The sequence below is a fragment of the Vibrio sp. YT-19(2023) genome (assembly GCF_033337395.1).
Map to the genome: position 1 here is coordinate 1 of NZ_JAWOQN010001093.1, position 527 is coordinate 527.

The 527-nt window shown below is 44.0% G+C and carries 1 pseudogene; it reads right to left on the reverse strand.

The features are described from left to right. Window positions 1-527: pseudogene (locus R7E78_RS30230) on the reverse strand (VPA0450 family T3SS effector inositol phosphatase); the annotation flags it as partial.

The following is a 527-nucleotide window of genomic DNA, read 5'->3' on the forward strand; positions in this document are numbered from 1 at the left end:
GCTTGTAGATGAGTTGGGTTCTTAGCAAGATCAGAGGCATGAAGTTGGCCCATCTCCTCCATAAAGCCGCTAGTTAGCTGGCTGAAGATCGCGTCTTTACCGATAATAAAGCTCGCAAAATTCTCTTTCACGAATGCTTGTTCATTCGGGTTTAAGTTTTCTAAACCCAGACGTGCTTGGTTAGCTGAGGTTACATCATCAAACGTTGCGTTAGCTGGGTTCGTGCCAGGCTTCAGATAGGCGGCATCATTTTTAAAGTCATTGGCATTTTGAGTAAATGCGTTTTCAATCAACTTTTGAGAAAAGCTTCTGACTTCGAATGTTGACTGCACTGGCTTATGGTCGCTGACATTCTCAAAACCCTCTGTGATAACACTGGTTTGGTGGTTCTGTAAGTTGCCCGTTTTGTTGGTTAAACCAGTATTATCCAGCTCACCGAAGTCAGGGCGATCTCGGCCTTCTTTCTGCTTAATATTGCCAGTGTGCTTATCTAGCTGCATGTAAGTATGGCTATCGAGTGGTTTGAA